At 61.0% G+C, this 25,154-nt stretch carries 23 protein-coding genes; 10 read left to right on the top strand and 13 right to left on the bottom strand.

Features of this window, described 5'->3' with window-relative positions:
* Positions 1 to 1,195: exodeoxyribonuclease VII large subunit (gene xseA, locus CDA63_RS10380; protein ID WP_126546812.1), on the bottom strand; the 1,195-nt coding region annotated here is incomplete at its 3' end.
* Between the two features lie 257 nt (positions 1,196 to 1,452).
* Here xseA and CDA63_RS10375 point away from each other — a divergent pair.
* The 5 genes from CDA63_RS10375 to CDA63_RS10355 all read left to right on the top strand — a co-directional run bounded on the left by CDA63_RS10375 (position 1,453) and on the right by CDA63_RS10355 (position 7,209).
* A complete protein-coding gene (locus tag CDA63_RS10375) occupies positions 1,453 to 3,549 on the top strand; it encodes a M13 family metallopeptidase (protein ID WP_242434638.1) in 2,097 nt (698 codons plus the stop codon).
* 131 nt (positions 3,550 to 3,680) lie between these two features.
* The gene (locus CDA63_RS20845; RefSeq protein WP_165768264.1) at positions 3,681 to 4,175 is read left to right on the top strand and encodes a hypothetical protein; all 495 of its coding nucleotides are present in this window, start codon (positions 3,681 to 3,683) and stop codon (positions 4,173 to 4,175) included.
* 263 nt (positions 4,176 to 4,438) lie between these two features.
* Positions 4,439 to 5,122 (top strand): plasmid pRiA4b ORF-3 family protein, encoded by a 684-nt coding sequence (locus CDA63_RS21350; protein WP_088464385.1) that lies wholly within the window; start codon positions 4,439 to 4,441, stop codon positions 5,120 to 5,122.
* Between the two features lie 57 nt (positions 5,123 to 5,179).
* Entirely contained in the window at positions 5,180 to 5,797 is a 618-nt protein-coding gene (locus tag CDA63_RS10360; protein WP_088464384.1) for a recombinase family protein, read from the top strand.
* A 20-nt stretch (positions 5,798 to 5,817) separates the two neighbouring features.
* Complete coding sequence (locus CDA63_RS10355) at positions 5,818 to 7,209, top strand: ISKra4 family transposase (protein WP_088464383.1); 1,392 nt, start codon at positions 5,818 to 5,820, stop codon at positions 7,207 to 7,209.
* A gap of 53 nt (positions 7,210 to 7,262) precedes the next feature.
* On the opposite strand, the gene CDA63_RS10350 is transcribed toward CDA63_RS10355, so the two are convergent.
* Positions 7,263 to 8,009: a peptidylprolyl isomerase gene (locus CDA63_RS10350; protein WP_088464382.1), complete on the bottom strand. Its 747-nt coding sequence runs from the start codon at positions 8,007 to 8,009 to the stop codon at positions 7,263 to 7,265.
* A 111-nt stretch (positions 8,010 to 8,120) separates the two neighbouring features.
* Positions 8,121 to 9,359, bottom strand: a complete 1,239-nt coding sequence (locus tag CDA63_RS10345) for a zinc dependent phospholipase C family protein (RefSeq protein WP_088464381.1) — start codon at positions 9,357 to 9,359, stop codon at positions 8,121 to 8,123.
* Positions 9,360 to 9,512: 153 nt separating this feature from the next.
* Here CDA63_RS10345 and CDA63_RS10340 point away from each other — a divergent pair, with 153 nt between their 5' ends.
* The gene (locus CDA63_RS10340) at positions 9,513 to 10,556 is read left to right on the top strand and encodes a hypothetical protein (protein WP_088464390.1); all 1,044 of its coding nucleotides are present in this window, start codon (positions 9,513 to 9,515) and stop codon (positions 10,554 to 10,556) included.
* Positions 10,557 to 10,813: 257 nt separating this feature from the next.
* Here CDA63_RS10340 and CDA63_RS10335 read toward each other — a convergent pair whose 3' ends face one another.
* Both CDA63_RS10335 and CDA63_RS10330 read right to left on the bottom strand, forming a co-directional pair.
* Positions 10,814 to 11,464: a hypothetical protein gene (locus CDA63_RS10335; protein WP_088464380.1), complete on the bottom strand. Its 651-nt coding sequence runs from the start codon at positions 11,462 to 11,464 to the stop codon at positions 10,814 to 10,816.
* A gap of 263 nt (positions 11,465 to 11,727) precedes the next feature.
* Entirely contained in the window at positions 11,728 to 13,023 is a 1,296-nt protein-coding gene (locus CDA63_RS10330; protein ID WP_088464379.1) for an amidohydrolase family protein, read from the bottom strand.
* Positions 13,024 to 13,203: 180 nt separating this feature from the next.
* Between CDA63_RS10330 and CDA63_RS10325 the strand changes: the two genes are divergently transcribed.
* The gene (locus CDA63_RS10325) at positions 13,204 to 13,455 is read left to right on the top strand and encodes an acyl-CoA-binding protein (RefSeq protein WP_088464378.1); all 252 of its coding nucleotides are present in this window, start codon (positions 13,204 to 13,206) and stop codon (positions 13,453 to 13,455) included.
* 121 nt (positions 13,456 to 13,576) lie between these two features.
* Here CDA63_RS10325 and CDA63_RS10320 read toward each other — a convergent pair whose 3' ends face one another.
* Together CDA63_RS10320 and CDA63_RS10315 are read right to left on the bottom strand one after the other, a co-directional pair.
* Positions 13,577 to 13,852 (bottom strand): CDGSH iron-sulfur domain-containing protein, encoded by a 276-nt coding sequence (locus CDA63_RS10320; RefSeq protein WP_088464377.1) that lies wholly within the window; start codon positions 13,850 to 13,852, stop codon positions 13,577 to 13,579.
* A gap of 184 nt (positions 13,853 to 14,036) precedes the next feature.
* On the bottom strand, positions 14,037 to 14,561 hold the full coding sequence (locus CDA63_RS10315; RefSeq protein WP_088464376.1) for a GNAT family N-acetyltransferase: 525 nt from the start codon (positions 14,559 to 14,561) through the stop codon (positions 14,037 to 14,039).
* Positions 14,562 to 14,720: 159 nt separating this feature from the next.
* On the opposite strand from CDA63_RS10315, the gene CDA63_RS10310 reads away from it, so the two are divergent.
* Positions 14,721 to 15,350: a hypothetical protein gene (locus tag CDA63_RS10310; RefSeq protein ID WP_126546811.1), complete on the top strand. Its 630-nt coding sequence runs from the start codon at positions 14,721 to 14,723 to the stop codon at positions 15,348 to 15,350.
* A gap of 98 nt (positions 15,351 to 15,448) precedes the next feature.
* Here CDA63_RS10310 and CDA63_RS10305 read toward each other — a convergent pair whose 3' ends face one another.
* Positions 15,449 to 15,919 carry a hypothetical protein gene (locus tag CDA63_RS10305; RefSeq protein WP_088464374.1) on the bottom strand — a complete coding sequence of 157 codons (471 nt, stop codon included), beginning with the start codon at positions 15,917 to 15,919 and terminating at the stop codon, positions 15,449 to 15,451.
* 124 nt (positions 15,920 to 16,043) lie between these two features.
* On the opposite strand from CDA63_RS10305, the gene CDA63_RS10300 reads away from it, so the two are divergent.
* Positions 16,044 to 16,667: a deoxynucleoside kinase gene (locus CDA63_RS10300; protein WP_088464373.1), complete on the top strand. Its 624-nt coding sequence runs from the start codon at positions 16,044 to 16,046 to the stop codon at positions 16,665 to 16,667.
* Between the two features lie 87 nt (positions 16,668 to 16,754).
* Here CDA63_RS10300 and CDA63_RS10295 read toward each other — a convergent pair whose 3' ends face one another.
* From CDA63_RS10295 to CDA63_RS10275, 5 genes are all read right to left on the bottom strand, one after another.
* On the bottom strand, positions 16,755 to 17,423 hold the full coding sequence (locus tag CDA63_RS10295) for a DUF2461 domain-containing protein (protein ID WP_165768263.1): 669 nt from the start codon (positions 17,421 to 17,423) through the stop codon (positions 16,755 to 16,757).
* 86 nt (positions 17,424 to 17,509) lie between these two features.
* The gene (locus CDA63_RS10290; RefSeq protein ID WP_088464371.1) at positions 17,510 to 18,316 is read right to left on the bottom strand and encodes a DUF547 domain-containing protein; all 807 of its coding nucleotides are present in this window, start codon (positions 18,314 to 18,316) and stop codon (positions 17,510 to 17,512) included.
* A gap of 224 nt (positions 18,317 to 18,540) precedes the next feature.
* Entirely contained in the window at positions 18,541 to 19,371 is an 831-nt protein-coding gene (locus CDA63_RS10285) for an MOSC domain-containing protein (RefSeq protein WP_088464370.1), read from the bottom strand.
* A gap of 57 nt (positions 19,372 to 19,428) precedes the next feature.
* Positions 19,429 to 20,394: a YitT family protein gene (locus CDA63_RS10280; RefSeq protein ID WP_088464369.1), complete on the bottom strand. Its 966-nt coding sequence runs from the start codon at positions 20,392 to 20,394 to the stop codon at positions 19,429 to 19,431.
* A 176-nt stretch (positions 20,395 to 20,570) separates the two neighbouring features.
* Entirely contained in the window at positions 20,571 to 22,226 is a 1,656-nt protein-coding gene (locus CDA63_RS10275) for a S8 family serine peptidase (protein ID WP_088464368.1), read from the bottom strand.
* Positions 22,227 to 22,557: 331 nt separating this feature from the next.
* On the opposite strand from CDA63_RS10275, the gene CDA63_RS10270 reads away from it, so the two are divergent.
* Positions 22,558 to 25,113, top strand: a complete 2,556-nt coding sequence (locus CDA63_RS10270) for a PIG-L family deacetylase (protein WP_088464367.1) — start codon at positions 22,558 to 22,560, stop codon at positions 25,111 to 25,113.
* Positions 25,114 to 25,154: the final 41 nt, after the last annotated feature.

Raw genomic sequence — 25,154 nt, 5'->3', positions numbered from 1 at the left:
CGTGCTGGCGCAGGGCGTGGCGGGCGGCCCGGTGCAGCTGGTGTCGTCGCCGCCCCAGCAACTGCTCTTGCTGGCGCAGCTGGGCCCGGGGCGCGGTAGCCGCCGCCCTGATGCGCTCATGCAGCGCCTCGCGGTGGTCCTGGAGCTGGCTCTGCACGGCGCGCTGGGCCAAGCGCAGGCGGCGCCGCAGCTGGGCCGCCGCCGCCTGCACCTGCTGCTGGGCCATTTCCCGGATGCGGCCCCCGTAGCCTTCCAACGCCGCTTCGAGGCGCGCCAGCCGTTCGATGAGGTAGGCAGCCACGGCGGTCGGCGTTTTCAGGGCCAGGTGGGCGGTCAGGTCGATGACGGCCTCGTCGCGCTCGTGGCCGATGCCCGTGAGCACGGGCAGCGGAAACGCCCCCACGGCCGCCGCCAGCCCGAAATCATCAAAAGCCAGCAAATCGGCCTTCGAGCCCCCGCCCCGGATAATAACCACGGCCTCGAACTGGGCCCGGCGGGGCCGGATGGCGTCGAGGGCGGCCCGGATGCTGGCCGGAGCCCCCTCGCCCTGCATGGTGGCCGGAAACAGCGTCAGCGCGAAATCGTAGGGCGCTTCCTGAAGCTGCTGCACGAAATCCTGCCAGCCCGCCGCCGTGGCCGACGAAATAACCGCCACCCGCTGCACCCCCAGGGGCAGCGCCAGCCGCCGCTGCCGCTCCAGCAGGTCGTCGGCGGCCAAGCGGCGTAGCGTTTCAAGCCGCTGCCGGGCCAAATCGCCCACGGTGTACGTGGGGTCGAGGGCCAGTACATCGAGGCTCAGGCCGTACTGCTCGTGGAACTTGATCTGCACCCGGAGCATAATTTTGAGCCCCGGCCGCAACGTGAGGCCGGTTTGCTGCTCGAACGCCGTTGCCAGCTGCTGGTAGCGCTGGCTCCAGATGGTGGCCCGGGCCTGGGCCTTGAGCGTGGCCCCGCGGGCGGTGGTGTGCTGGTCGGTGAGGGTGAGGTAGCAGTGCGCCCCCACGGTGCGGGGCAGCGTGAGGTCGGAGATTTCGGCTACCACCCAGTAGGAGTCGGCGAACCGCTCACTCAGCGTCTGGCGCACCCGGGCCAGCAACTCGCTGAGCGGCAGCGCGGCGGGGGGCAAAGCCGCCCCAGTAGGCGACGAGGAAGGGGAAGAAAGGCCCGGCTCGGGGCGACGGTTGTACAAGGGCATCAGGCCCGCAAGTTACGCAGCCGCGCGGGGAGGTAGCACCACAAAACCGGTGGCCCCCGGGAATGCTGACCGGGAGCCGGGGCGGTTAGAACAGTGGTGAGTTCCGGGCGGCGCCGCCCCCGCGAAATTGTTGTCCGTCCAATGCTTGGGTAGCCCGTTGTACGCCATGCCTTGCGTTAGTAGTGATTCACTGAAAAACGATTTGCCCCTTATTTGGTAGATTTACTTTCCCACACGTCCACCTTTCCTCCTGTTTTATGAAAAGAAATAACAACCTGACATTAGCTGCGGTGGCTGCGGCCGGCCTGTCGCTGGCCAGCTGTGCTTCGAGCAAGCCGGCTATGCCCACCGCAGAGTCGACTACCACCGATGCCGCGCCCATGATGGCTGCCGACCCCACGGGTACCGGCCTGAACGTGGCCAACGTGAACCGGTCGGCCGACCCCTGCAACGATTTCTTTGAGTTTGCCTCGGGTAACTGGCTCAAAAACAACCCCATCCCGGACGCCGAGGTGCGCTGGGGCTCCTTCAACGAGCTATCCGACAAGAACAACGCCGTTATGCGTCAGATTCTCGACGAGTCGGCGGCCAACACTTCTGCCGCCAAGGGCTCGAACGCCCAGAAAGTGGGCGACTTCTACGCCTCAGCCATGGACTCGATGGGCATTGAGCGGGCGGGCCTCAAGTACCTGCAGCCCGAGCTCGACCGCATCAGCAAGCTCAAAACCCTGCGCGATGTGCAGGCCGAGCTGCCCCACCAGGCCCGCATCCAGACCGGCGCGTTCTTCAACGAGTACGTGGGCCAGGATGAGAAGAAGAGCGACGAGTACGCCGTGAACCTGGGCCAGGGCGGCCTGAGCCTGCCCGACCGTGACTACTACCTCAAGGACGATGCCCGCTCGAAAGGCATCCGGACGGCTTACACGACCTACCTGACCAACACCTTTAAGATGTTGGGCGACAACGAGAGCACGGCCGCCAAAAATGCCGCCGCCGTGCTGGCGCTCGAAACCAAGCTGGCCAAGGCCAGCAAGAGCCGCGTGGCTCTGCGCGACCCGCAGGCCAACTACCACAAAATGACGGTAGTGGAGGCCAACAAGCAGTACCCCAACCTCGCCCTGCCCGCCAGCCTCAAAGCCATAGGCCTGGGCGCGGCTCAGCAGGTGATTGTGGGACAGCCTGAGTTTTTCAAGGAGCTAAACAGCGTCATGAAAACGGCGTCGGTGAACGACCTCAAAACCTACATGCGCTGGCATCTGGTGTCGTCGGTTGCTTCGGCGCTGCCCAAGGCCTACGGCGACGAGCAGTTCCGCTTCTCCCAGATCCTGACCGGCGCCAAGCGCCAGCAGCCCCGCTGGAAGCGCATGTTGCGCTCGACCGACGGCGCGTTGGGCGAGGCTTTCGGGCAGGTATACGTCGAGAAAGCCTTCACCCCCGATACCAAGGCGAAGGCCCTGGTGATGGTGAGCAACATTAAGGCGGCCATGGGCGAGCACATTCAGCAACTCGACTGGATGAGCGCCACTACCAAAACGGAGGCCCTGAAGAAGCTGGCTGCCTTCACCGTTAAAATCGGTTATCCTGATAAGTGGAAGGATTATTCGGCCCTCAATATCTCGCGCGATTCGTACCTGCAGAACGTGCTGGCGTCCCGCGAGTGGGAAGCCAAGGATAACGTGAGCAAGTTCGGCAAGCCGATTGACCGCCAGGAGTGGGGCATGACGCCGCCCACGGTGAATGCCTACTACAACCCGAGCATGAACGAAATCGTGTTCCCGGCCGGCATTATGCAGCCACCCTTCTTCGACCCGAACGCCGACGACGCCGTGAATTACGGTGGCATGGGCGCGGTTATCGGTCACGAAATCACCCACGGCTTCGACGACCAGGGCCGCCAGTACGACGCCCAGGGCAACCTGCGCGACTGGTGGACCAAGGAGGACGCCGACAAGTTCCAGCAGCGCGCCGACATGGTCGACAAGCAGTATTCGGCCTTCTCACCCCTCGATTCGGTGTACGTGAACGGCAAGCTGACCATGGGCGAAAACCTGGCCGACTTCGGTGGGCTGGCCCTGGCTTACTCGGCTCTGCAGAAAGCCAACGCTGGTAAAAACGTGCCCAAGTACGACGGCTTCACGCCCGAGCAGCGCTTCTTCCTGGCCTGGGCGCAGGTATGGCGCACCAATGCCCGCCCCGAGTATCTGCGCCAGCAAGTTATGACTGACCCGCACTCCCCGGCCCAGTACCGCACCGTGGGGCCGCTCATGAACATGCCCGAGTTCTTTGAGGCCTTCGGCTGCAAGGAAAACGCCAAAATGATGCGCGCCGAAACCGACCGGGCCCGCATCTGGTAGGTTTACCTGCCTGAAGCACAAAAAAGCGGCCCGCATCTTTGCGGGCCGCTTTTTTGTGCTCAAGTGCTTCCGTTTTCGGGTCAGTTGCCGGTAAATCGCGTACTTACGGCAACCTCGCCTTGCCCTTACGTATGCTTTCTTTCGCTCGAACTCTAGGATTAGGGTTGCTATTGGCCGCCACAGTGGGCTGCCGGCCCGACACCCCCGCCACGGGGACGGCCAGCATGCCGCCGCCCGCCGCCGCCATGCCCGCCCCACCAGCTTCTTCCACCGATACGCCCGCTTCGGCCTCGCCACTTACCGCCCCCGATACGGCCCTGGTACAGAAAATCCGCAGCCCCCGCCGGGGCGATGTGTACGTGGTGGCCTACCAGCCAGCCGGTAGCTTGGAGGAGCGCTACTTCTTCTACCGCGTTAGTAAAGCCGGCCCGAAATCGGTCGATTTGCTGCCCGCCCGCCAGGAGTCAACCGACCCGCAGGCCGACGTCAGTGCCGCCGGCTTCTTCACCGATAAGGCCCTGACTTACACCCGCGCCGAAGCCCTGGAGCTGATGCAGGAGCAGCCCGGCGATGTGCAGCATACGCACCTCATCCGCATCCGGCGGGAAAGCGAGGTGATGAAATAGGGCGGTGGTATTCTGGCGGCTGAATTACACCGTAGGGCAGCAGTTTACAACATACTTGGAATCAATCATACTGTCATGTTGAGCCTGTCGAAGCATCTGCACCGCTTCGTAGCAATCGTTCAACTTGACGTTCTTTTGACTTCGTAAACAGCTTTAGGGCCCTCAAGGCATCAAATCACCACGAGAGCATCAAAAAGTGTGGGGCAGTTGGGGGAGGCCGCTTCTCCGGCTACCTTGGGAAGCCGTAGCTGTCGGCAAAGACCATGACCCAACCACCTGCTGCTTCCACTCCTGACCGCCTAGCTGGGGGCTACCAACTAAAGATTCATCTGCTCGGCATCAGCCCGCAAATCAGCCGGCGCGTGTTGGTGCGGGGCGACACTACCCTGGCCGAGCTGCATCATATTTTCCAGGTAGCGATGGGCTGGGAGAACTGGCACCTGCACTGCTTTCACTTGTGGGGCAAGGACTACGGCCTGAGCTACGCAGGCGGCACATGGTACGCCGATGACGCCCGGCGAGTCCACTTGGGCGATTTCCCGTGGCGGGTCAATGATAAGTTCACCTATACCTATGACTTCGGTGACTACTGGCAGCACCAGGTACGGGTCGAGAAAGTGCTGCCTGCAACAGCAGTCCCCACCGGGCCGGTGTGTCTGAGTGGCCGCCGCGCCTGCCCGCCGGAAGAAGTGGGCGGCCCCCGCGGCTATGACCAGCGCACGCTCGACCAGTTCAGCTGGGCCTACGAAGCGCATGACCGTTTACTGGCCGGCGAGGATATCCGAGAGGACGACGTACCGACCTGGTTCTGGACCTATCGGCCGGAACACTTCGACAAAGACCAGGTTAACCAGAAACTAGCCAAACTGTATCAACTAAAGGGTAATCCCGATTTTCTACTTTCGCAGGGCGGTTACGACTATTTCTTCGCGGATTTAATCTCCTGAAATTTGTATCAAGAAAACCAAGTGGTTTTCTTGATACAGCCCAGGTAGCTTTGCGCCATGCAACAGGCCGTTATTTTCGTGCGCGTCTCCAAAAAGGAGCAGGACTACCAGCGGCAGGTGGAGGACCTGCGCGCTGTGGCCCAGAGTCAGGCCGTGCAGGTGGTGGCCGAGATTTCGGAGAAGATTAGCGGCGCCAAACGGAATCAGGATCGGGAGGGCATCCAGCAGTTGCTGGAACTGAGCCGCCGGGGCGCCATCCAGAAAGTATTGGTGAGCGAAGTCTCGCGTTTGGGCCGCTCCACCGTGGAAGTGCTGCAAATCGTCGAGGAGTTGACGCAGCTGGGCGTCAGTATCTACGTCCAAAACTTTGGGATTGAAACGCTCAAAAACGGCAAACGTAATCCCGTCGCCCAGTTCATGTTCACGCTGCTGGCCGAATTTGCCCGCCTGGAGCGCGAGACCCTGCGCGAGCGCATCCTCTCGGGCATGGACGAGGCGCGGCGGCAAGGCGTCACGATTGGCCGCCCGGTGGGCGCGAAGGAAGACAAAGCCGTCTTTCTGAAAAAGTATGCCGCCGTCGCCCGGCAGCTGCGCGCGGGCCTGAGCGTGCGCAAAACGGCAAAGCTGTGCGACGTGGCCATCAACACGGTTCGTAAAGTGAAGGCCTTGCTGTAATCCTTAAATCCCTTGATGTCATGAACTTCAAACTACAATTGGTGGCGTGCCTGTCGGAAGGCGAAGAGCCCCTGCTCGAAGACGTGTTCACCTGGAGCCGGGAGGACCTGAGCTTAGCTAGCGTGGGCCTAACGCTGGCCGAATCGAAGGAGCTGCTGCAGCGCATTCAGCAAACGATGATTGGGCAGCAGATAACGACGCACCTGCAGGCGCACCAGCCCAGCGGGTTGCGCAAGAAAGGCAGCTACCCGCTCCAGTTGAAAACCTTATTCGGCAACGTCACGGTCGATAGCCCGCGCTACTACTTGCCACCCACCGAGGCCGGACCGAAGACCTTCAGTCCCCTGCAGCACCTGTTTCCGCAGCACGTGACGCCGGAGTTGCTGTACCTGGAAACCAAGTGGGCCAGCCTGATTCCCTACCAGAAAACGGCCGATTTGCTCCACGACGTGCTGCCCCTGAGTGCGAAGCTCACAGGCACGACCATCCAGCAGCACCTGCACGCCGTGGTCGAGGCGCAGGAACGGCAGCTGCCGCAGGAAGTGGCCCCTTTTCACGGCGTTTGCCAGCGCGACCGCGAGGCCTTGCCGTGCCCGCCCCACCCGCTGGTGGTCGGCCTCGACGGTGGCTACGTCCGGCACTGGCATAAAAAAGGCTGTTTCGAGGTGATTGCGGGCAAAAGCATTCCCGCCGAAGGGGCTGCCAAATGCTTCGGTTTCGTGCAGGAGGTCGATGCCAAGCCGCGCCGACGGGTGTTCGAGGTGCTGCGTTCGCAGGGGCTGCAGGCCAATCAAGCAGTGGAATTTTTCACGGACGGCGCCGCGGTGCTGCGGTCGCTGACCAGCTACCTGAGTGCGGAGTCCACCCACATCCTGGACTGGTTTCACCTGACCATGCGCCTGACGGTACTGCGGCAGTACGCGCTGGGCGTGGTCCAGGTCGATGCGGCCGGTGGCAAAGCGCTGCAGGACCGTTTGCATAGCATCAAGTGGCACCTCTGGCACGGCAACGCGGAACGAGCGGTGGAAAAAATCAGGGATCTGGACGATATCCTGGCCACGCATCAAGACGACCCGCTGGTGGCCAAGAAATATGGTAAGCTGAAGCCGTTGAGCAGATTAATTGCTGATTTCCAGACGTATGTAGAGCAAAACAGCAGCTTCATCGTGGACTACTCCGAGCGGCATCACTACGGCGAACGGGTGTCTACGGGCTTTGTGGAGTCGGCCGTGAACCAGGTGCTGGCCAAGCGAATGGTGAAGCGACAGCAGATGCAGTGGACCAAAAAGGGCGCGCATCTGCTCGTACAGGCCCGCACCAAGGTGCTCAACGAGGAATGGGAAGACTGTTTCCGACAGCAGTATCCGGGCTTTCGGTCAGTGCCAGCGGAACCGATGCAGATGGCCGCTTAGCCCAAGTGCCCCACACTTTTTGATGCTCTCAATCACCACTGCCCCATTTTACCTTACCTCAGCACTTTTACTTTAATGTCTACGTCGGTGGTGGGCCAGTTATCGGTGCCCACGGGCTCGTTGGCTATTTTGTCGATAACGTCGAGGCCTTCTACCACCTCGCCGAATACGGTGTACTGGCCGTCGAGGCCCGGGACGCCGCCCAGGGTGGCATAGGTTTGCACCTGATCGGGAGTAAGGGGCCGGCCGGCGTTGGCCCGGGCCTGAGCGGGCGGCATTTTCTCGCCCTGCACAATGTAGAAATCATTGTTAGAAGAGAGCCGGTCGGGGTTCATTTCGCCATCGTAGCGGGCCATGGCCAGGGCCCCGCGCTTATGGAAGTGCCCGGGTCGGATTTCGGGCGGCAGCCGGTAGCTGTGCAGGGCAATGGTGCGCCGCTCCGAGCCCCCGCCCTGCACAACCAGCCCCTTCACCACCCGGTTAAACACCGACTCGTCGAACACCCCCTTGCGGGCCAGCAGCAGGAAATTGGCCGTGTGGATGGGCGTATCGTCGTAGAGGCGGATGCGCATGTTGCCCAGCCGGGTTTGCAGCAGCACCTCGTGGCCGGGGTACTGGCGGCCGTAGGCCAGCAGCAGCCGGGCGGCGTTCGAATCGGCCAGCGCCATCAGGTCGGGGCCGGGCACTGGGGGCGGCGGGGGGGGCGTGGCGGCAGTATCTTCGGACGGCTGCTGGTTACAGGCGGGTAGCGCCAACGCCAACAGGGGCAGCAGCGGCAGGCAAAGAAATCGAAACTTCATAGCAAAAGGTGGGCAGGGAGTCGGAAAACGAAAAAGGGGCAGCTCGGCCCTATGGCCGCGCTGCCCCTTAAAGGTAAAAACCGAAAGCCGAACTGGCCGCGGTGCCTATGGCTACCAGCCCGAACCGGCGGGGGAGCCCCAGCTGTCGTCGGCCTTCTTCTTGGCCTTGGCAGGCTTGGCTTTTTCTTTGGTAGCGGGTCCGTCGGCGGGCTTCACTTTAGTCTTGACTTTGGTGGGCGCGGCCGGAGCCGGCGTCGGCGCGGCCGCCACCGGCGTTGCGGCCGGGGCTACTGTCTTTTTCGCCTCCATATCGGCCGAGAAGGTGGGCATTTCGCGGGCCGCATTGATAAGGTCGCGGCGGGCTTCGGCCTTCATGGGCTCCAGGGCCAGCAGGTTTTTCTGGTCTACGAGCACGTTTTCCTTCCAGGCGCTCAGTTCGTTGTCGAGCTTGTCCTTATCGGCTTTCGAAAACGGGCGCTTCAGCAGCTTGTCGAGGTTAGGCGAGCCGGCCTCTTTCCAGGCCGTCATCCACATCGAGGCCACCAACGTCGGGGCCAGCTTCATCCGGAAGGCCACCATACCGCCTACTTTTTCGTGGTAGGAAGCAGCAAAGTCGTCGGAGTAGGCCCGCTGGGTGCGCCCGTATTTGTGGCTGAATACGTACTTGGTTTGGGGCGTGTAGTTGCGGGTCACGTCCTCCTCAAAATCGAAGGTGGCACCCAAAAAGCCGTACGACTCCTGCACCACCTGCCAGACGTCGGAAAGCGCATCTTTCTGGTAGCGGCCCGGTTCGTTGTGGAGCTTGTACTTGCCAATAAACCGCTCGGGTAGCTTGCTTTCCCAAAGCGCCAGCAGCCCTTCCTGCTTGCTGAGCTGGCCATTGTAGTTCTCGGTGGTACGCAGCGGCACGTAGGCATCGGCCGCGTAGTGGCTCAAGTCGGCCGACAGGCTCAGGATAGCTGTGCTGTCGCCGTCGCGGAAGGCGGCCGTGAGCTTACCCTGGGTTTCGATGATGGCCCAAGGTAGCGTACCGTACTTGCGCAGCGTGTCGGCTGTGTACTTGGCCACGGCCTTTTCCCACTCCTTGGGCATGATGCCGAAGGGGTCCGTGCCGTAGTGGTCCATCTGGATGAAGTGCTTGGGTGCCTCTGCCGGGTCTTGGTCGCGGGACTCGTCGCCCACGCTGCGGTTCACGAGTTCCGGCAGGTGGCGGTAGTAGTAATTACGCATGGCCGGGGGCAGCGAATAAACGGCCAGCTGCGTGATGGTGCGGTGCGTAAATGTGCCCCAGCCCGGCGACAGCACCGGGCATAACAGCACGATAGAGAGGGTGAGTAGGAGTTTTTTCATGAGGGAGCCCGGGCCGCAAGATGGCCGCTAGCGAAGATACAATAGAACAGCTACATAGCGCCCGCAGGCAGGTATTTCCGGCGAAAGCCGCCGGAAGGGCGTATGATGCAACAACCCCTGCCGCCCCTCTTTCGCCCTTACCTCCGCCCGCCCGTGACGCTCATCTCGAAAAAGAAAATTACGTACCCCGTTGGCGAGTTGCTGCGCAACTACCTACTCGAATACGACCGCGAAACCCGCCTGCCGGTTACCTATTCCGACCTAGCCCGCTTCACCGGCGCCTTCCCGCTCCTCGACCGCCAGGGCAACGACTCGCTCTGGGAAACGGTGTACTACGAGCCCAACGCCCTGCGGGAACTGAGCGAGGGACTGGCCGAAGTGTACGCGTTGCTCAAAACCGCCGGCGACTTATCGTATACCGAGCACCTCATTGCCGACCGTATCGACTACTGCCGCTTCGGCAACAGCCAGCCATTTCGGGTGCGCATCGTCAACCAGCTCAACGATAACTACGATTACTTCTACGTGAAAAAGGCCGATGCCTCACGGGTCTATGGGCTGGAGCTGGAGCACATTCTCTCGCCCAACAGCATCAACTATATGCTCTATGGCCCCACGCTTATCGAGGAGCACATTGCCGGCATCCCGGGCGATGCGTTTATTCTGCATCACCTCTCGCGGCCTCATCTCAATCAGGTACGCATTGCCAAGGAGTTCGTGAAATTCAACGAGCGGTGCTTCGCCCGGCTGCTGGGCGATATGCGGGCTTACAATTACGTGATTGACGTGACGCTTGACTTCGAGGATGAGCAGTACCGGGTACGGGCCATCGACTTCGACCAGCAGTGCTACGAGGGCAAGAAGAACATGTACCTGCCCCAGTTCTTCAAAGACAACCGCAAAATCGTGCAGCTCTGCAGCCGGCTACTCAAGCCCGAAACTATCCGCCAGTACCAGGCCGAGGAGCGCACCCTGATGGGCCGGCGGGCCCGCTCGGAGCGCCACCGCCTCAAAGACCTCATCGACTGCCTGCGCCGCGACACCATTTCGACCCGCGAGAAAGTCAACCAGCTCAAGCATGAGCTCAACCGCCACCACGGCACCAAGCAGTTCAGCCGCTGCCGGGGCATGGGCGACGTGGTGCGCCTAAACTTGAAATTGATGCTTATTTCGCCCAAAAAGGCCCTGAAAAGGTAGTTGGTTGCTAGGCTAGCCTCCCAACACGGAGGCCTTAATGCAGCTCAACCTGCTCCACCGATTAGATTAACGTCTTGTTTGGTAAGTTAATAACAAAGTGTCTTTCGTCAGAATTAGAGAGAATTAACAGTAAAGTCAACTATGCTAAAAATCCCGGCAGCCGCAAAGGCCGTCGGGATTTTTAGCATAGTTATAAGCTAGTAGTACCGTCTAACGTAATGATCCTGAATAGCGGCTAAGTATTGTTCACTAGTGATTTATCTTCCTAAGCCAATAACCATTCCGACCGAAAACTCCACTCCTCCGGGGCTGATGGTCTGTACAAGGTCGCGCAGGCTTGGGCTTGGGTAGTACGCCGGATCGTAGGTGACGGGGTCGCCGGTGAGGCGCGAGCCGTAGCCCACCGTGCCCAGCAGGCCAATACGGCCCGGCTGCCAGCGAATACCGCCCCGCAGGTGTGCTACGGCGCTCGGGCTCATCGAATAAATGGCTTCTTCGCCATTCAGATCCACGTTTACGTTTTCGAGCCGGCCGGTGCGTACCAGGTTCACGCCCACATAAGGTGTAAACGCATGATCGGGCCGGAAGTAATAGCGGGCACCAACTCCAATTTTGGCTCCCACTCCGATGCCGGCGCCCACATTCACATCGAAGGCCGGCGACACATTGTAGGCGTATATAACGCCTAAGCCATAAGGGGCGCCCCACCCCATCTCCAGGCCGAGGCTGGAGCGGTAGTGCGGGAACGGGTCGGCGTTAGGCTGGGAGGTGCGTGCATTATCGAATCGGTCCTGGCCACGTGGGCGCTCGGGGTATTGCGCTTCGGGCTCACGGGGTAACTGCTGGGCCTGGCCAGCACTGGCGATGAACAACAGGGCCGCGGCCCCACCAATAAGGTAGCATTTCATAATAGGCGATAGTAAAAAGGTGAGAAGAACCCGTTCGAATCAGCTGCCCGATATTTAAATAGAAACGGCATATATAGCCAGGGCTACAACCGTGCCTAGTTATTGTAAAAAAGTTCATTAACCGCTAATTATTTTTCAAATAGGCCATTGCTATTCACCAGGTAGGTTTTGGGTAGGAGGAATTAACGCTTCGATGCAAGACATGCTTGCTTAGAAAGCAATTATCAGGCTCTCGGGAACAGGTGTATCCCGTGTTCATATCATTACTTATTCTGGTACACCGTACCCTGCTTCATCACGAAGCGCACCCGTTGCATGGCCTCGATATCCTGCACCGGGTCGCCCTCCACGGCCACCACGTCAGCCAGCTTACCTGGCTCCAGCGTGCCCAGGTTAGCCGTCTGGCCCAGTAGCTCGGCGGCCGATACGGTAGCCGACCGTAGGGCAGCTATAGGCGGCATGCCGGCCTCCACCATATAGCGGAATTCCAGCGCGTTCACGCCGTGGCGAAACACAGCCGCATCGGTGCCGAAGGCGATTTTAACGCCCGCCTTGTAGGCCCGCCCGAAGGTGCCCTGCAACTTGGGGCCGATGGCCAGGGCTTTGGGCGTGACGAGGGCGGGGTAGTAGTTTGGGATTTTGGCCGAGTCGGCCACCGATTTGCCGGCCGTGATGGTGGGAACGTACCAAGTGCCGTTTTTCACCATCAGCTTCATCGTTTCGTCGTCCATGAGCGTCCCGTGCTCGATGCTGGTTACGCCCGCCCGAATGGCCCGCTTCATGCCCTCGGCCCCGTGGGCGTGGCAGGCTACGGCCAGGCCCAAATCCCGCGCCGTTTCCACCACGGCCCTTATTTCGGCCTCTGTCATCTGGGCGGCCGAGCCGTCTTTGGCCACGCTGAGCACGCCGCCGGTGCTGGCAATTTTAATGAGGTCGGCGCCGCGCTTGTACTGCTCGCGCACGGCCTGCCGGGCTTCGTCGGGGCTATTAATAACGCCGTCGGCCGGGCCGGGCACGCCCATCAGGTCGAGGCGGTAGCCGTTGGTGGGGTCCATGTGGCCGCCAGTGCCCGATATGGCCTTGCGGGCCGTGAAAATGCGCGGCCCCACCACCTTCCCCTGGTTGATGGCGTTGCGCAACGCCACGTTCACACCCGAGCCGCCCAAATCGCGCACCGTAGTGAAGCCGGCCAGCAGGGTTTTGCGGGCGTGGTCGAGCGAACCGAACGCCACGTCGGCGGGGTTCTGGGTGAACTCGCGCAGGTACTCCTCCTTGCTGGTTTCGCCCTCCAGGTGCACGTGGCAGTCGATGAGGCCGGGCAGCACGGTGCGGTTCTTGAGGTCGATAACCTGGTCTTGGGGGCCGCTGGGGGTGGCGTAGCCCTTCTCGACAGCCAGAATGCGGCCGTTTTCTACTACCAGCGTCATGGCCGGCTGGGCGCGGTCGGAGCGCATATCGAGCAAGCGGCCGCAGTGCAGGTAGGTTTTTTGGGCTACGGCGGCCGGAGCCGATAGCAAGGCGCCGCCGAATAGCAGGCTAGTGAGGAGCGGTTTGAGCATAAGGAGCAGGAAAGTGAGGCGAAAAGATGGGTCGGTGCCTGGAAGATACGCGCAAAATAAACGCTGCAAGCCGACTATTTCGTCCGCAATCCGTACCTTTTGCCGAGGGAATCTGGAAGCCTGACAGTGCTTCGGGCTTCCCTCACTCATTCCATTCCTCCTATTCACCTCCAGCAACTTATGGCCACTCCCCAAGAATTTGAAGCCGCCGCCGCCCGCAGCAAAGAATTGCCTACCAAGCCCGATAACACGACCTTGCTCAAACTCTACGCCCTCTACAAGCAGGGCAGCGAAGGCGACATTTCCGGCGACCGGCCCGGGGGCTTCGACTTTAAAGCCATTGCCAAATACGACGCCTGGAATGGCCTGCGCGGTAAAGGCCAGGACGAAGCCCGCCAGGAGTACGTCGAGTTCGTGAACTCGCTGTTCTAAGCTAGGCCCTGCGGTTAGTCGATAACGGATTCAGCTGTTGGGTCCGCACTGCATTGAACGAGAAATGCCCCCGCTACTGATGTAACGGGGGCATTTCTCGTTTTTTGGCAATGCGCTAGATTTAGCCCAAGGGCTGATCGGGGGTGGCGGGCGGTGGGGTCGGCTTTGCCGGGGCCGTTCCGGGGGCGGGCAAATCGAAGGCGGTGGCGTCGTGCTCGAAGTGGCCTTTGTGCGAACCGTCGCAGTAAGGCTTGTTGGCCGATAGGCCGCAGCGGCAGATGCTGATCCGCTCGCGGCCGCCGAGGCCGTAGGTGTTGCCCTGGGCATCAACGAGTTCGAAATCGGTACCCTCTACCCGGAGGGAGCCGTTGCTGAGAACAGTGAGTTTAGTAGCCATGTACAGTGAATGAGTGACTCGGTGAATGCGTGAATGAGGCGGTAAATTAGGCAGAAGAAAAGTGCTATCCCCCGCAACCTGCCCGCTACGAGCTAGTACTTCACCTCTCACCTCTCACCTCTCACCTCTCACCTCTCACCTCTCACCTCTCACCTCTCACCTCTCACCTCTCACCTCTCACCTCTCACCTCTCACCTCTTACTTCCTTCCGCATCACGTAGTCGTTCATCCAGTAGGGGCCGATGGCAATATCCTCTTCGTGGTGGCGTTGGAAGCCCAAGTGCTCATAAAAGGCCAGGGCGGGATTGTGGCGGTTCACGTTCAGGTCGAGCATGTGGCCGCCGGCTTCGCGCACGGCCTGCTCGACGGCCCCAATGAGCTGCTGGCCCAAGCCCTGGCCCTGGTGCGAGGGTAACACGTAAATCTTGTGTAGCTTATAAAAGCCCGGCTCATCCTGGGTCGAAAAAGAGGCGTAACCGCAGGCCTGACCCGCCACGTACACGAGCAGAAACCGGTGGCCCTGCTCGCTCATCTGCCGCTCTAGGGAGGCCGCCGTGTAAATCACGCGGTACATGTATTCCAGTTGTTCGCGCGAAATGATGAAGCGGTAGGTGGGCTCCCAGGTGGCTTCGGCCAGCTCCAGAATAGTCGGAATATCGGCGGAGGTGGCGGGCTGGATGTGCGCGGGAGCGGCGGCAGAAACTGACATAGCGGGCAAAAAACGGCATAATTCGCGGCAAAACCGAACCCTTTAGGCTCACTTAGCCGTTTTGGGCCGGAAATTGCCTCATCCAACCGGCTGCTGGGGCTAACCCTATACAGCCCTCAGTTCCTTTTTCACCCCGACCTAACTTCCGTTCCTATGAAAATGATGGCCTTCTCCGCGCTGCTACTGCCTATGGGCCTATTGCTAGCGGCCCCCGCCACGGCCCAGCAAACGACCCGCCCTAATGACAGCCTCGAACGTACACTGAGCGACTTCAGCAGCTGGGTCGGCACGCAGGTCGAGCGGGCTACTGTGGCCACCCGCCGCGAACTGCCCAAAATATCGTCGGAGTTCGACCGCCAGAGCCGCCGCCTCGACCAAGCCGTGGACAGCTTGAGCGCCGATGGCAAACGGGAATACAAAACCCAGAAAACCCGCTACGAGCAGTGGGCCGCCCGCCAGGATAGCCTGGAGGCCACGGCCCGCCAGCAACCCACTGCCGCTCAGGCCCAGGACCGGATGCTGGGGCAAAAAGTGAACATCAGCCGGGTGCGCGCTACCGACTTACCCGACTTGTACCTGCGCTTGGTAGAAACCATGCGAACCGAGAAAAAAGGCTGGTCGCAGACGGAGTGGGTTGCCGCCAGCGACGTGCTCAGCCGTCTGAATGCCCGCTATGAGCAGGTTCGCACTGACCTTTCGCTGGAGGAACGTCTGCGCATCCGCACCTTGCAGGGCGAATTCCGAACCCTGGAAAAAGCCCGCGACGTGAAGGATGCCATCCGCGAGTGATTTGCCTGATGACTGGTCGCTCAAAGCATCGGCCCCGCCGCCCTGGTATAATTGGGGCGGCGAGGCCGATGCTTTGAGTGGCGTATTATAGGTTGCCTTTACGTAGAAGTGTCCATTGCCTCAAAGCCAGAGGCAGAAGACTGGCTCCGTTGCTGCAGCCACTGCAGAGCTGCGGGCATGTCGTAGAATAGCTTAAGGTGCAGATGCTGCTGCACCCGCTCATAGAAATCCAAGCTGGCCAGCTGGTTGTGCATATCGGGGGAGAAAACGTAGGCTATGGTGCGCAGCCCCGCGTGTATACATGCGGGCAGCCACTCATATTCCAGCCATTCCATCGCCTCGCTCCAGTCGCCGGTTGCCAGGCGTTTGTCATTGAGTAGGAGTGGGTTGTGGAGCTTGGTCTGGATGTCGAGGTAGCTGCGCGCCACCTGAACTACTTCGCGGCTGGTTAGGTTGCCAAACCATTGCACATAAACCAAACCGCGTTCGGGCGAGTGCTGGATATCCACGAGCGGCTTGCCGTTGGTGTCGGTCAGGGAGCCTAGAGGAACAAGGGACAGATTGTTCATGGCGTGAGGATTAGAGTTGTAATGTACAGATAACGAATTACATAAAACAACGGGTAGCCTGAGGCTGTGTTGGGTTCGGCCGGGAACTGCTATTTTTGGGGCTCTGCTTTTTCGCCCCTCACTTATGCACATTGCAATCGTCGGCAACATCGGGGCCGGCAAAACCACGCTGGCCAACAAGCTGGCCCATCATTTCAACTGGGAAGTCTTCCTCGAAGATGTAGACCACAACCCCTATCTGAAGGATTTCTACGACGATATGCCACGGTGGGCCTTCCACTTGCAGGTGTATTTTCTCAACAGCCGCTTCCGCCAGACGCAGCTGATCAAACAGATCCAAAAGACCAACAAAGGCGTCATTCAGGACCGCACGATTTACGAGGATGCCCACATTTTCGCGGCCAACCTCAGCCAGTCGGGCCTGATGAGTGAGCGTGATTACCAGAACTACCTGGGCTTGTTCGAGTCGATGATCAGCATGGTAGACCCGCCCGACCTGTTGCTCTACCTGCGGGCCGATCTGCCCAAGCTGGTGCAGCAAATCGAGCGCCGCAACCGTGACTACGAGAACAATATCAAGATCGATTACCTCAAGCACCTCAACGAGCATTACGAGGAGTGGATTCGCGGTTATAGCCACGGCAAGCTGCTCATCGTCGACGTCAATAACCTCGATTACGTGAATAACCCCGAGGACCTGAGTGTCATCATCGAGAAAATCAATAGCACGTTATTTGGGCTATTCTAGTAGGAATACGCGAAAAAGCAGGCCTAAATCAAAGTAAGTGGCAATCTGCCGGGCTTTGGTTTAGGCCTGTTTTCGTTGATTTTTACCTTATTCCAGGGCATGGTTCAGAAACGCAACCAGTGGCCTAGCCGCTTGCCAGGCTTCGAGCACGCGGGCCGCGAAGTCGGGCCGCACCACATCGGCGTCGGGAAAGTGCTGCCAGACGAAGAAGCTTTTCAGGCGCAGCCACTCGATGTCGGGGTCGGTGCGGAGGTAGCCTTTAGGGGCCGTTCTCAGGGCTTGCGACTGGTCGAGGCCAGCGGGGAAGTGATGGAGTAGCGTTGCGTTCTGCCGCAGGGCGTGAAAGGTGGGCCCGCTGTAATGAATTTCTTGGCGAATGCGGGCCAACTCCTCTGGGGCGGGCCGCCGGTAGCCGGCGCCCACGTAGGTGCCGCCGCCGGGCTGCACGGCCACGAAGTAGCCGGCCCGGGCGCTGTGCCGCCCGCCGGGCTTAAAGCCGGCGCCCATGTTGCGCTTGTACGGCTCGGGGTCGAGCTGGGAACGGTCGTTTTTGTTGATGCGAAACATCAGGTCGGCGGGGCGCAGGCCGCGCAAACCCGGTTCGAGGTCGGCCGCTGCCAATCTCAGCAGCTCGGCTACCAGGGCCGTGTATTCGGTGCGGGCCGCGTAGTAGCGGGGGCGGTGCTCGTCCATCCAGGCTTTGTGGTTGTGGGCGGCGAGGTCGCGCAGAAAAGCGAGAACGAGAGCGAGATTCATAGGGCAGGCGGAAAACCGGAGGGGCATAAAAAGCCCCGTACCGCTCAGCGGTACGGGGCAGCGCGGGCCGGAGTTGGCCGCCCCGGCTACTTCTTGGCTCTCAGGGCCTGCGTACTGCTGAGCGTGCTCCGGTTGTTGAGCGCCCAGTTGAAGGAGAGATAATCGATAGTCGCAGCAGGCAGTACCGGCGCGTGGGCGTAGCGGTTGATAAAGGCCAGCAGCTCGGGTTCCGACCCGAACTCGGGCGCGTAGGCCCGAAACAAATCCGAAAGGCGGATTTGCTGGGGGCTGAGTTGGTTGAGGGCCGAATCGTTGAGAAAGTGGCGGGTCTGCTCGTCGAGCTGGCGGTTGAGTTGGCTACCCTCATACGCCTCGGCCCGCAACGGGGCCGCCGCTGCCGCGCCGTAGGTGAGGGCGAAGTGTATGCGCGGGTCGTGGAACTGGTCGCGCAGCATTTCCCGCTCAATCTGGTTGAGCGAATAGTTGCGACCACCCACGTTCACGGCCACCGTTTCCCAAGCCGACTCGTAACCACCGACGGTTTTGACGCGGATATCGTTGATGCTGGCAACGGGGTAATATTCCAGTACTAGGTAGGTAGCAGCGGCGTTGTAGGTGTTAAGCCAGAAGGCCTTGGTTTCATCGGGCGTCCAGGTGGCGGCAGGCTGCACTTTGCGCAAGCTTAGCAGATAACCCCGCAGCTGGTCATCGTCAGCATCGAGCAGGGCCTCATAATCCACGCGGCCCTCGGCCGTGACGTAGTGGTGCAGTAAGCTATTCCAGACCTGCTGGAGTTGCTCTAGTTGCGGGTTGCCTGCGGCCCGGCTCGCCGTGGCCAGCAATACCAATGCCGCAAGTAGCAGCAGGCGGCGAATAGGCGAAGGCAGAGGCATAATGAGAAAAGAGAGCAGGCAACAACAACTCCCGAAAAAGTATATGTATTATCCGGGATGATATTGTTTTTTCAAAGGTATCGTATTTTTGCAGCCTGGCAAAACGCTAGCACACTAATAGATATATTAAAAAAGGTTTAAGCCGAGAAAACGCCCGGTGTACCGTGGAATCAGCATTTCTAGTTACTGCAACCACCCAGCTAGGCTATGCCGCAACGATTCCACTAAGCCTTGTAGCTGCTTACCGTTACCGTGTCGCCCACGCGCACCGGACCGGCAGCAGCGGTAGTGGTTACGTTCTGGCCGAACATGGCTTTGCCATCCTGGTTGCGGTAGGCGGCTAAGGTGCGCAGCGGCTCCCCGGTGGGGTTTTTCTGGGCCGTGGTTTGGTCGATGGTGGTTAGTATGCAGCGCCCACAGGCCCGCACGGCCCGGAAGGCTACCCTGCCGATGGTGAATTCGGCCCAGTCATCTTCGGCGAAAGCCGCGCCGCCGCTGAATACGAGGTTGGGTCGGAAACGGTCCATGCCTACTTGCTCGGTCAGGCGGCCGTTCAGCTCGGCCAACGATTCCTGACCGATGAGCAGGAAGGGGTAGCCGTCGGCGAAGCTGACCAGCTGGCCCTCGGGGTTGTAGTCGGGCTCTACGTCGCGGCGCACCATATCCGACATGTACACCAGCTTGCACGATTGGCCCAGCACCTCCGACAGCCATTCGTCGCACTCGGGCTGGGCCCGCCAAGCGAACACCATATCGTCCCAGATGGTGACAAAGAGTGTTTTTTCCGGTGTGCCCGCAAACGGCACGTACAGCGGCAGCATATCGGGCCGCTCCTGATGGCTGAGCAGGAAGCCGTTGTGGGCGGGTGCTACTTTCAGGTGAGCCATGGCCGCGGTCTGCCGCTGGGTCATGAACCGGTTGCGTTCATCCACGATCAGCCAGCGGCGGTCGTGGCGCAGGCCCCGGGGTTCTACCACAGCCTCCGTGAGGCGGATGCCGCCGAGCGATTTTACAGGGTAAATGTAGAGGTCGGTGAGCAGGAGGGGAGCAGCCATGAGGCAAAGATATCAGTTGCCGGTTGTCAGTGGCCACTGACAACCAACAACCAGCCCTTAGTGCAATGGCCGCTTCTTGATCATGCCGCCTTTGGTGTCTTTCACGCTGTGCATGACCATAAAGGCCTGGCGGTCGATTAGCTCGACTTCGGCCCGGAGCTGGGCGAGTTCGAGGCGGGTGATGACGGTGAACACGATATCGACGGGTTGGGGCTGGGCGCCGCGGGTGCCGTAGCCACGCTTGCCGTTGTACACGGTGGCCCCGCGGCCCAGCTTTTCGGTAATCATGCGCCGGATGGCCTCCGAGCGGCCCGATACGATGGTGACGCCGGTGTATTCCTCAATGCCATCAATGACAAAGTCGATGGTTTTGGCCGCCGAGAGGTAGGCCAAAATGGAGTACAGGGCCGTTTCGACCGATAGCACGTAGGCAGCTACGCCGAAAATTACGATGTTGAAAACCAGCACAATGTCGCCGACCGAGAGGCTGGTTTTACGGCTCAGGTAGATGGCCATGATTTCGGTGCCGTCGAGCACGCCGCCCCCGCGCATGGCCAGCCCGATACCGGCCCCGAGAAAAAAGCCCCCAAACACGGAAATCAGGAGCTTGTCGTGCGTCACAATCGGAAAATGCACGGTGGCCAGTACCAGCGCCAGGGCCAGCACGGCCAGCAGCGTCCGCATCGCCACGCCCCGGCCCAGCTGCTGGCCGGCCATAATCATGAACGGCACGTTGAGCACCACAATCAGGACTGACAAGTGCAACCCGAACACCTGCCGCAGCAGCAGCGACACGCCGGTTACGCCCCCGTCCAGAAAGCCGCCGGGCAGCAGGAAGCTTTCAAGCCCGAAACCGGCCGAGAACACGCCCGCCGCCAGCAGCAGCACACTCACTACCTGCCGCCGCCACCAGCGCCGGTCGCGGGCCGTGCGGCGGCCGGGAACTGGCCGGCGCTGGCGTGGCGGCGGCGAATCGTCGGAGCCCTGGAGCTTGCGCAGGAACAGCAGTTGCGGAATCAGCATAGGTAGAGTAGGGGGCAGAGCGGGTTAAAGATGGGTAAGATAGAACGTCATTCAGAACGGGACGAAGGATCTCTACCGTAATAGATAACCCTCAGCGTTAGAATTAGCATTACGGTAGAGATTCTTCGGCTCCGCTCAGAATGACGTTCTTTTTTACCCGCCCTCTTGCTCCCTAATCACTTCACAGCCGGCGTGCTTTGCTGAGCCAGCTGCACGGCGCGGTAGAGATTCACGATGCCGCCGGTGTTGGAGAGGTCGGCGAAATCGACCAGCTTGGTGCCGCCGGGCTGGCGCACTTTGGTGTGCAGGGGCTGGGCCGAGGCCAGAATGATGCGCTTGAGGTCGGCGGCCGTGAGCTGGGGGAAATAGCTTTTGAGCGTAGCCGCGATGCCCGTAACCACCGGGGCGGCCATGCTTGTGCCACTCAGGTTGCCGTAGCGGCCCCCGGGCAGGGTGGAGTAAATCTGGTTGCCGGGCGCGAACACATCGACCTGGGTTTTGCCGAAGTTGGAGAACTCGGCGGCCAGGCCGGCGTCGTTGTCGCGCGAGGATGCGCCCACCGTAATCAGGTTCGGAATGCGCTGGCCATTGCTGAACACCGGGGCCGGGTATTGGAGGGTTTTGTCGAGGTCGTTGTTTTCGTTGCCGGCCGAATGAATTAGCAGTACGCCCTTGCTGTCGGCGTAGCGAATAGCCTCTTCCACGGCGGGGCGCTGGGGCGAGTAGTACTTGCCGAAGCTCATGTTGATGATGCTGGCGCCGTGGTCGGCGGCGAAGCGGATGGCGTTGGCCACGTCCTTGTCGCGCTCGTCGCCGTCGGGCACGGCCCGCACGGCCATAATCCGGACGTCAGGCGCGATGCCCAGGATGCCGGCCGCGTTGGTGCGGTCGGCCCCGATGATGCCGGCCACGTGGGTGCCGTGCAGGGGGTCGGGTCCGGCTACGTCGGGGTTGCCGTAGTTGCGCTGGCCGGCGTTGGCGGGGTCGTCGCCCACGATGGGGCGGGGGTTGAACTTGAGGTTGAGGCCGTAGTCGAGCTGGTCCTGGGTTTCCTTGAGGCCGTTCTTCATCTCGGCCAGAATATCATCCAGCGACGCGAAACCGGTGGGCAGCAGCATCTGGTAGAGCTGGCCGGTGAGCTGGCGCATTTTGGGGTCGGAAGTAGGCGGGTTGCGCAGCGTGGCCGTATCGAGGCGCTCCACGCCTAGGTTGAGGCGGACCAGATCGGCGACCTGGGCATTGTCGGCGTACACTTGGCCGTACTGCTTCAGGCGGTCGGTGTTTTCCTTCACCTTGGCGTCGTAGCTCTTCTTTACTTTTAGATAGAGGTCGTACTCGGGGCGCTGGGCGGCGGGCAGGGCGGCGCGGCTCTTACCCAGGTACTTGGGTTGCAGCTGGGCCAGCAGGCGGGTGTCTTCGAGCGTTTCGAGGTTGATGTTGCGGCCGTCGGCCCCGCCCAGGTAGTTCCAGCCGTGCACGTCGTCCACGTAGCCGTCGTTATCGTCGTCGAGGCCATTGCCGGCAATTTCGCGGGCGTTGCGCCACAAAATGCGCCGCAGGTCGGCGTGGGCAGTATCGATGCCGGCATCAATGACGGCCACCACGACGGGCGTGGTGGGCTTACCGGCCAGCAGCTCCTGGTAGGCGCGGTTCACGCTCACGCCCATCACGCGGTCGGCGGTGGGGTCGAGTAGGTACCACTGCCGGAGGGCGGCGGCATCGGGCGTGACGGTTTCGGGGGGAGCGGGGGCCACCGATTGGGCCGAAGCCAGGAGGGGAAAGCTTAGCGCGAGCCCCAGCACGGACCGGCGCAGCAAAGAAGGAAAGGACATAGAGCCTAAAGAAGAACTAAATCAAAAAAATAACCGCCGCCGGAACATAGAACCGGCGGCCGGTGCGAACAGGATAGTCGATCCGATGGACAGGGCGCGGCCAACGGGTTGCCTGTAACGGCATAAACACATATTCCGTGCCTCAGACGCACGGTACCTGCGTTTTGTTGCCCCGTGCCCGGGTGCATAACCAGCGGGCCGGCGGAATGCGTTCCGATGCGGCGGGCAAACAATTGGGCAAGCGGGTGCTTTCCTCCCCACGGATGCATCCTGCAACCCCCGGCCCCGGCCCGTATCTTTACCCGCTCCGCCGTTCTTTTAAGCTTCCCGCATGACCCCTCGCTGCCCCCTCCGTATTGCCGCTTTATTGCTGGCGCTGCTCACGCATTCCCTCATTTATGCAGTCACGGCCCAGGCCCAGGCTCCCAAAACGTACTCGTCGTCCGAGATTCTGCTGGGGCTCAAGAAGCTCAACGTACTGGGCTCGGCCCTCTACATCGCCGCCCACCCCGACGATGAGAATACCCGCCTGCTAGCCTACCTGGCCAACGGCCGCCTCGTGGAAACCGGCTACCTGAGCGCCACCCGCGGCGACGGCGGCCAGAACCTCATCGGCCCCGAGCTGCGCGAGGGCCTCGGCGTCATCCGGACCCAGGAGCTGCTGGCGGCCCGCCGCGTCGATGGGGCCCGGCAGTTCTTCACCCGGGCCAACGACTTCGGTTTCTCGAAAACAGCCGCCGAAACCTTCACCATCTGGGACAAGGACCAAGTGCTGGCCGATATGGTCTGGGTGATTCGCCAGCGCCGGCCCGACGTGATGATTACCCGCTTCCCGCCCGATGCCCGCGCCGGCCACGGCCACCACACGGCCTCGGCCATGCTGGCCATTGAGGCCTTCGATGCCGCCGCCGACCCCAAGCGTTTCCCCGATCAGCTGCAGTACGTGCAGCCCTGGCAGGCCAAGCGCCTGCTCTGGAACACGGGCAGCTTCTTCGTGAAGCCCGGCGAGGACATGAGCCAGTATTTTCAACTCGATGCCGGCGGCTACAACGCGCTGCTGGGCCGCAGCTACGGCGAAATTGCCGCCGAAAGCCGCACCAACCACAAAAGCCAGGGCTTTGGTAGCAGCGCCCAGCGCGGCGAGGCCCCGGAGTATTTCCAGCTCCTGAAAGGCACCCCCGCCAAAACTGACCTGTTCGACGGCGTGGACCTGACCTGGAACCGGGTGCTTGGTGGCGCGGCCGTGGGTAAGCTGCTAGACCAGGTGATTCGGAACTATGATGCGACTAACCCGAGCGCGAGTGTGGCGGGGCTGCTGAAGGTGCGGGAGGAGACTAATAAAGATTGGTATTCTACTGCACCTGAAAGGACAAGTGCCAGTAAGTTTTGGCGTGAGGAAAAACGGAATGAAATTGATGAGATTATTAGGGCTTGTTTGGGTCTGCACGTCGAAGCAATTTTTGGTTCTGGCAATCCTACTGTTGTGTCAGGTCGAGGCAGTATTCCTGTTGTTTTAGAGATACTCAATAGGTCGAATGAATCAGTTTTGATAAAAAAGGTGGGACCAACTGACCTTGGTCCGGACGACGGTGCGGTTTACACAGAAGTAAACAAGACAGTGAAGCAGAATCAACCATTGGTTATAAAAACTCAGGTTCTATTTACTGCGCCTGAACCGTCCCAGCCGTACTGGTTGGTAAAACCATCTATACCAGGAATGTATCGTGTGGACGACCAACAATTGCGTGGTAAATCCGAGAATGATCCTCAGGACCAGATATTCGTCACCGTCGAAGTGCAGGGTAAGCTGCTCGATATTGCCGTTCCCGTCCAATACAAACATACCGACCCCGTGCGGGGCGAAATTTACGAGCCGCTGACGGTGGTGCCGCCGGTGATGGTGAACGTGGGCGGGCAGGCGTTCGTGTTTGCCGATACTCAACCCAAAACGGTGCCCGTGACGCTGCGGGCCGGCAAGGCGGGCGTGAAAGGTAGCGTGGCCCTCACGCTGCCCGCCGGCTGGGTGGCCGAGCCGGCCAGCCTGCCGTTCGACCTCGCTGCTAAAGACGCCGAGCAGACCGTGCAGTTCCAGGTGCGACCGGGGGCGGGAGCCAAGGAGGGCAAAACCGAGCTGCGGGCCGTGGCTACCGTGGAGGGCCAGGCGTATTCGCGGGGCTACCAGGTCATTGCCTACAACCACATCCCCACCCAAACGCTGTTCCCCGAAGCCACCGCCCCGCTCGTGAAGCTCGACCTCAAGCGCAAGGGTCAGCAAATCGGCTACCTGATGGGGGCCGGCGATGAGGTGCCCGAGGCCCTGCGCCAGATTGGCTACACCGTGACCCTGCTCAAGCCCGAAGACCTCACCGAAACCAGCCTGCGCCGCTTCGATGCCGTGGTGCTCGGCATCCGGGCCTACAACACCGTCGACCAGCTCAAAAGCCGCCAGCCCGCCCTGCTGGACTACGTGAAAAACGGTGGCAACGTGGTGGTGCAGTACGTGGTGAACCGCGGCACGGTGCTGCCCGAAATCGGCCCCTACCCGCTCACCCTCAGCCGCGACCGGGTGACGGTGGAAGACGCACCCGTAACGCTGCTCAACCCCAAACAGCCCCTGCTCAACACCCCCAACCGCATCACGCCCGCCGATTTCACCGGCTGGGTGCAGGAGCAGGGCCTCTACTACCCCGAGAAGTGGGATTCCCACTACCAGACTGTCATTAGCAGCCACGACCCCGACGAGCCCGCCCGCGAAGGCGCCATCCTGGTCGCCGATTACGGCAAGGGTCATTACATCTACACCGGCCTCTCCCTGTTCCGCGAGCTGCCCGCCGGCGTGCCCGGGGCGTATCGTTTGCTTACCAATATGGTGTCGTTGGGAAAGTGAACGAGGCTGTGGCACGGACTTTAGTCCGTCGCCCAAAATGC

The organism is Hymenobacter amundsenii (assembly GCF_002204745.1).
GTDB classification, from domain to species: Bacteria; Bacteroidota; Bacteroidia; order Cytophagales; family Hymenobacteraceae; genus Hymenobacter; species Hymenobacter amundsenii.
This window is presented reverse-complemented; position numbering and strand designations above follow the sequence as displayed.